Below are 6,211 nucleotides of genomic sequence, written 5' to 3'. Positions count from 1 at the left end.
GCCTGCCGGGGCGAACGGGGCGGACTGGCGCGACCTGCTGACCGGCGGACCGATCATCATCGCCGTCACCCTGGGCTTCCTGGTGGTCAACGCCCTGACGGTGCAGGCCGACTGGCCCAGCCTGCGGTCATGGGCGCCCTGGGTGTGGGAAGGATCGAGCGCCCTGGCGCTGGCGCTGGTGATCTGGCTGCCGTGGCTGGCGGCGGGCGCGGCGCTGACCGTGACCGTCGTCCCTGCTGCACGAAGGCTGGCGCGCACGGGGGCGTTTTCTGGCCGTACATCTGGGCGCCGCCTACCTCTACAGCCTGCTGCACGTCGTGCTGATGGTAGCGATGCGGCATGGCGTCTACGCCTTGCTGGGCGAGGTCTATGACTATGGTCCGCCCATCGAGCGGTTCGTCTATGAACTGCGCAAGGATGGACTGAGCTACGCCCTGTTCATCGGCGTCTTCTGGGGCGTGCGCAATCTGCGCGAGGCGCGCGAGACGCCGCTGCGGCCCGTCAGTTTCGACATCCGCGACGGGGCGCGCCTGATCCGGGCGCCGCTGGACGACATTCTGGCCGCGACCTCGGCGGGCAACTACGTCGAGTTCATCCTGGCCGACGGGCGCAGGCCCCTGATGCGCGTCACCCTGGCGGCGGTCGAGGGCGAACTGGCCCGCTTCGGCTTTGTGCGGACCCATCGGGGCTGGCTGATCAACGCCGCGCGAATGACCGGGCTGCGGCCCGAGGGCTCAGGCGACTGGACGGTGGAGCTGGGCGCGCTGGAGGCCCCGCTGTCGCGCCGCTACTCTGAAGCGCTGGAGCGGCTGCGCGCCGCCTGAAGCCGCATCCAGCCCGCGATGCCGAGGGCGCAGACCAAACTGAGCACCGCGCCGACCGCAAAGGTCGCCTGCGGGCCGAATCCGTCCCACAACAGGCCCGCCGCCACATTGCCCGCCAGGGCGATCAGGCCCGAGATCAGGGCGAACAGGCCGAAGGCAGAACCGCGCAGATGGGCGGGCGCCGCATCGGCGATCAGGGTCATCAACAGGCCTTGGGAAAAGCCCATGTGCAGGCCCCACAAGGCCACGCCCAGGTAGAAGACGACCTGGTTTCCGGCCAAGGCCAGCGCCACATCGGCGGCGGCCAGGAAGACCAGGCTGAGCAGCAGTAGGGAGGGGCGGCCGATGCGGTCCGACAACGCCCCCACCGGGAAGGCCGCCAAGCCGAACACCAGGTGCAACAGGACGATGGCCGCCGGCGCGAAGGCGGCGGGGACGCCGACGTCCAGCCCCTTCATCAGCAGGAAGGACTCGCTGAACCGCGCCAGACCGATCACCGCCGTCAGGGAGATCATGGTCCAGGTGGCGGCGTCCAGACGCAGCGCGCCCTTCAGGCTGGGCGGCTTCTTGGCGCCCTCATCGGGACGCGGCGGGTCGGACACGCCGCCGACCAGCAGGGCCACGGCCAGGAAGGCGGGGATGGAGGCCAGCCAGAACACCGCCTTGATGTCGTTCGCCAGCACCACCATCAGCCCGATCGCCAGCAGGGGGCCGACGAATCCGCCGACCGTATCCAGCGACTTTCTCAGGCCGAAGGCGCGGCCGCGCATGTCCGGCGGCGTCACGGCGGCGACCAGGGCGTCGCGCGGGGCGGTGCGGATGCCCTTGCCGATCCGGTCCACGCCCTTGGCCAGCAACACCCCCTCGACCGAGGCCCCCAGAGGAAAGATCGGCTTGGACAGGGCCGCCAGCCCATAGCCCGCGACCGCCAGCCATTTGGGCCGCGCAATCCGATCGGACCAGAAGCCCGACAGGAACTTCACCGCCGTCGCCACGACGACGGAGAAGCCCTCAACCAGACCAATCATCAACGCCGAAGCGCCCAGCCCCACCACCAGATAGATAGGCAAAAGCGTCTGGATCATCTCCGACGAGACATCCATCAACAGACTGACGCCGCCCAGGATCCAGACGCTGCGGGGGATGGAGTTGCGAACCATTCGCGCCCAGTGACGGATGTCGCGCCCGCTGTCCAGCCTCGGCCGCAAACTTCATAAAACTGCGACCTTGCTCCCCCGCCAGATGGCGGTCAGAGCGCTACTTCAGTCCGTCTTCCGCCAGGGTGTGCGCCACAAGGGCGTTGGCGTGGCCGTGTCCCATGTCGTGCTCGTCCTTCAACATGGCGACCAGTTCCATGTGCTTGGCCGGGTAGCCGGCGCGAATCTCCGCCTTCCACTCGGCGACGGGGCGGCCGTACTTCTTCTCGATGGAGGGGAAATAGGACGCTGGGCCCTTGATCGGCGCTTCGGTCATCGGCGGCTCGCTCTCTGTTTCGGCGTCAGTAAAGGCGGGCTGACGCGCCGATGCAACGTCCTGCAAAACGCCGTTTCAACGGCCCCCTCTTCACCCGTAGCGCCATCCAGGTCTAAGACCCCTTGCATGAACACAGCCCCGCTTCCCGACGCCGCCGGCCAGAACTGGGTCGACCGCCATGCGCCCGAGCGTCTGAAGCCCTGGCTGAAACTGGGCCGCTTCGACCGGCCGATCGGGACGTGGCTGCTGCTGCTGCCCGGCTGGCAGGGGATCATGCTGGCGCTGAACCAGTATGACCGGCCGTTCGGCGGCTATGAGCTGTGGCTGGTCATCGGCTTCGCCGTCGGCGCCGCCCTGATGCGCGGAGCGGGCTGCGCGGTGAACGACATCGTCGACCGCGACTTCGACGCCCAGGTGGCGCGCACCGCCCTGCGCCCCATTCCGGCGGGCCAGATCAGCGTGAAGCAGGCCTGGGCCTTCGTCGGCGGCCTCAGCCTCATCAGCCTGTGCATCCTGCTGACGATGAACCTGACGTCGGTGCTGCTGGGCGCCCTGTCGCTGGGGCTGGTGGCCGCCTATCCCTTCATGAAGCGCATCACCTGGTGGCCGCAGGCGTGGCTGGGCCTGACCTTCAACTGGGGCGCCCTGCTGGGCTTCGCGGCGGCGACGGGGGGGCTGTTCGCCCTGGGCTGGCTCTATGTGCTGCAGGTCAAGATCAGCGGCGACAGCTACTGGATGGCCGAGGGTCTGAACCGGATGGGGAGCCTGGCCCTGTCAGCGGGGCTGCTCTATGCGGGCGGCATCTTCTGGACGCTGGGCTACGACACCATCTACGCGCTGCAGGACATCGAGGATGACGTCATGGCCGGGGTGAAGTCCTCGGCGCGGGCGCTGGGCGGCAAGGTGAAGGAAGGCGTGGCCGTCTTTTACATCCTGGCCGTGGCCCTGGCGGGCGCGGCGGGCTACGTGGCGGGTCTGGGGTCGGTCTTCTATGTCGGTCTGGCGCTCTACGCCCTGCATTTCGTCTGGCAGGTGCGGCGGTTGCAGCCGGACGACCCGAAACTTTCCCTGCGTCTTTTCAAATCAAATCGCGATGCGGGGTTGATCCTTCTGGCCGCCATCGCGTTCAACGGCCTAGCTTTCTGATCGAACCGTTCCAAAGGAGCCCGGCATGATCCCTTCGCGCCCCCTTCGCGTCCTTCTCGTCACCGCCGCCGTCGCGGCCTCGCTCGCCGCCTGCCAGCGCAATGAGAAGAAGGAGACGCCCGCCGCGCCGGCCGCCTCCGCCCACGCCGTCGAAGGGCCGCTGAAGTACGACAGCGCCACGCCCTACGCCAAGGTCAGCCTGAGCCTGCCCGAGGCCGTGCTGTCCTATCCGGCGCTCTACACCCCGCTGTACCGCGACGAGGTGGCCAAGCTGAAGGAATACGCCGAGGGCGCCCAGGCCGATCGCACCGAAGCCGGTTCGACCGAGGGCATGCCGCCCTATGAGAAGACCATCGTCTACGGCGCCCCGATCGAGACCGGCCGTCTGTTCAGCCTGATGCGGACCGACTTCGACTATTCGGGCGGCGCCCACCCGAACACGGTCGCCACCGGCCTGCTGTGGGACAAGGCCGACGCCCGTCGCATCGCCGCCGCCGATCTGTTCGCCGACAAGGCCGATACGACCAATCTGGAGCGCGCCCTCTGCCAGGCGGTGAACACCGCCAAGACCAAGCGTCCCGGCGCCACGCCCGTCTCGACCACCGGCGAGATGTGGGCCTGCCCCAAGCTGAAGGACGTGGCCGTGGCCCTGGCGCCCGGTTCGGTTCCCGGCAAGGCGGGCGGCCTCACCTTCCTGCTCGACGCCTATGCGGTCGGTCCCTACGTCGAGGGCGCCTATTACCTGACCCTGCCGCTGTCGGCCTTCCAGAGCGCCCTGTCGCCGGAATATGCGGGCGAGTTTGCGGGCGCCCCGACCAAGGCGGGCGACGTCACCGACGACCTGCGGTTGAAGGCGCCCGCCGCCTGATCCGCGATCAGTCCGCGCCTGTCAGGAAGGCGTCGACCAGGGCGTTCAGCCGGTCAGGCTGATCGACCATGATGAAGTGCCGGGCGTCGTCGACGCGCTTCAGCGTCACGCCCGGCAGGGCGGCGTACTCACGGCTCCACAGGGCGTCGGCCATGGCGGCGGGCGCCCCGCCGTCCGCGTCTGAAGCATAGACGGCCCAGACCGGCGTGGTCATGGCCGCCAGCCCCGGCCTGGCGTCAGTGATCATCACCTCGCGGATGGCCGCAGCCATCGCCTGACGGTCCGAGGCCATCGACCACTCGACCATGGCGGCGCGCCCGGCCTCGTCGCGCATCATGCCGACAGCGGTGCGTTCCTGCTGAATACGGAAGGCCGCTTCGTCCGCGTTCATGATGGAGGCGGCGGCCTGATCGGCGAAGGGTCGCGCTGTCTGCGGCGTGACCTGCGGGCCGAACATGGCGCTGAAGAAGGGCAGACTGTCGACGCTCATCACGCGGCTGACCGCCTCGGGATGCTGCTGCGCCAGCAGCAAGCCGCTGAGCCCGCCCATGGAGTGGCCGATGACGGCGGGTCGGTCCAGCGTCGCCGCATAGCGCGCCAGTTCATCCACGACAGGCTGGACGAAGGCGCCGTCGTCGTGCGTCCAGGTCTCGCCCGCGAAGCCGGCCAGTTGCACCAGATGCACGCGATGCGTCGCCGACAGACGCCGGGCCAACGGTCGCCACACCTCGCGCGAAGAAGCGAAACCGGGGATCAGGATCACGTCCGGCCCCTGCCCCATCACCTCGACCGACAGCCGGTCGGAGCCGAAGGCGGGCGCCTCGGCGCGGGCCGGTTCTGCATGGGCGGGAGACACGATGCTGGCGGCGCTGAAGCCGACGGCGGCGGCCAGAATGAAGGCGCGCAGGGTCTTGGCGGGTGCGGAGATCTTGGTCATGGCGTTTCCTTATGTGTTGGCCCTGCCCGCTGTTCAGCGCGCAGCAGGGTTCGCCCCTCGGATCAGGCCCGAGGATGACGGCGATGAAGCGAAACAGGTAAGTAAGGTTTTCCCGACTTTCGCGTCAGGCGTGCGGGTTCTCGAAGATGTCCTCGACCGGCCGCTCGAACAGGGCGGCGATGCGATAGGCCAGGTCGAGCGAGGGATCGTGTTTCTCAGTCTCCAGGGCGTTGACCGCCTGGCGCGACACCCCCAGCGTCTGCCCCAGCTGCTCCTGCGTCCAGTTGCGCTCGACCCGCAGCAATTTCAGCCGGTTCTTCATCAGTTCGACGACCGGATGAAGGGCGAAACCAGGCCGAACGCCGCCCAGAACAGCGGATAGATCAGCCAGGCCGGCAGATGCGGCGCCCCGGCGAAGCTCTCGCCGAAGCCCCAGAAGGTCGCCGCCGCCATCGCCAGGCCGGAAGCGATGATGAACTGCTTGGCCGTGACCATACGCACGAACTCATCGCTTTCACGCATGAGCGACAGCGTCGCCCAGATCTGGCCGATGACCGGAGCCGCCACGGCGGTCGCCAGCACCCAGCCCGTAGGCCGCCCCATGACGTCGTCGAAGGCGTCTGTGGTCATCATCGCCACGCAGATCGCCACATAGGGGGCCATGAAGGCGAAGGTCCGCAGGACGTAGCGACGCCCGGCGAGGGTCTGTTGTTTGGAAAGGGTCAACATGGCAGGCGTTCCTGACTTTGTGTAAGGATAACCTTACATCGCCAATATGTCATGTCAACCTGACTTTTTATCAGCCTGTCCTGACTTTCTTGCCAGCCGCCTCGGCGGCCCCTAGCTTGTCGTCATGCGTAGCCTTCCCGCCTTCGTTCTGGCCGTTCTGACGGCCGCCGCGCCGCTTGCCGCGTCCGCCGCCTCGCCTGCCCCGCCGCCGATCGAGCAGGACGTGCGGGGCGC

9 protein-coding genes are annotated in these 6,211 nt (G+C 68.2%); 4 read left to right on the top strand and 5 right to left on the bottom strand.

Annotation, left to right across the window (positions count from 1 at the left end):
• Both RT567_RS12485 and RT567_RS12480 read left to right on the top strand, forming a co-directional pair.
• Nucleotides 1–373, top strand: a 373-nt coding sequence (locus RT567_RS12485; RefSeq protein WP_313576650.1) for a hypothetical protein, incomplete at its 5' end; no start/stop codon positions are given.
• Nucleotides 333–824, top strand: coding sequence for a LytTR family DNA-binding domain-containing protein (locus tag RT567_RS12480; protein WP_313576649.1), 492 nt, complete (start codon nt 333–335; stop codon nt 822–824). The genes RT567_RS12485 and RT567_RS12480, both read left to right, overlap by 41 nt.
• Here the strand turns inward: RT567_RS12480 and RT567_RS12475 are convergent.
• On the bottom strand, nt 788–1,984 hold the full coding sequence (locus RT567_RS12475; protein WP_313576648.1) for an MFS transporter: 1,197 nt from the start codon (nt 1,982–1,984) through the stop codon (nt 788–790). The two genes, RT567_RS12480 and RT567_RS12475, sit on opposite strands and share 37 nt — an antisense overlap.
• 97 nt (nt 1,985–2,081) lie before the next feature.
• Entirely contained in the window at nt 2,082–2,297 is a 216-nt protein-coding gene (locus RT567_RS12470) for a DUF4287 domain-containing protein (protein ID WP_200167180.1), read from the bottom strand.
• A gap of 126 nt (nt 2,298–2,423) precedes the next feature.
• On the opposite strand from RT567_RS12470, the gene RT567_RS12465 reads away from it, so the two are divergent.
• On the top strand, nt 2,424–3,443 hold the full coding sequence (locus RT567_RS12465; RefSeq protein WP_313576647.1) for a UbiA family prenyltransferase: 1,020 nt from the start codon (nt 2,424–2,426) through the stop codon (nt 3,441–3,443).
• A 25-nt stretch (nt 3,444–3,468) separates the two neighbouring features.
• Nucleotides 3,469–4,311 carry a DUF3298 domain-containing protein gene (locus tag RT567_RS12460; protein WP_313576646.1) on the top strand — a complete coding sequence of 281 codons (843 nt, stop codon included), beginning with the start codon at nt 3,469–3,471 and terminating at the stop codon, nt 4,309–4,311.
• Nucleotides 4,312–4,318: 7 nt separating this feature from the next.
• On the opposite strand, the gene RT567_RS12455 is transcribed toward RT567_RS12460, so the two are convergent.
• The 3 genes from RT567_RS12455 to RT567_RS12445 all read right to left on the bottom strand — a co-directional run bounded on the left by RT567_RS12455 (nt 4,319) and on the right by RT567_RS12445 (nt 5,977).
• On the bottom strand, nt 4,319–5,248 hold the full coding sequence (locus RT567_RS12455; RefSeq protein ID WP_313576645.1) for an alpha/beta hydrolase: 930 nt from the start codon (nt 5,246–5,248) through the stop codon (nt 4,319–4,321).
• A gap of 124 nt (nt 5,249–5,372) precedes the next feature.
• Entirely contained in the window at nt 5,373–5,570 is a 198-nt protein-coding gene (locus tag RT567_RS12450) for a helix-turn-helix transcriptional regulator (RefSeq protein WP_313576644.1), read from the bottom strand.
• The gene (locus RT567_RS12445) at nt 5,570–5,977 is read right to left on the bottom strand and encodes a hypothetical protein (RefSeq protein WP_313576643.1); all 408 of its coding nucleotides are present in this window, start codon (nt 5,975–5,977) and stop codon (nt 5,570–5,572) included. Before RT567_RS12445 ends, RT567_RS12450 begins: the two co-directional genes overlap by 1 nt.
• Nucleotides 5,978–6,211: the final 234 nt, after the last annotated feature.

It is taken from the genome of Brevundimonas sp. (genome assembly GCF_032107865.1).
Classification (GTDB): Bacteria; Pseudomonadota; Alphaproteobacteria; order Caulobacterales; family Caulobacteraceae; genus Brevundimonas.
Note: the sequence above shows the minus strand (reverse complement) of the source record. Positions and strands in the feature narration are given on the sequence as shown.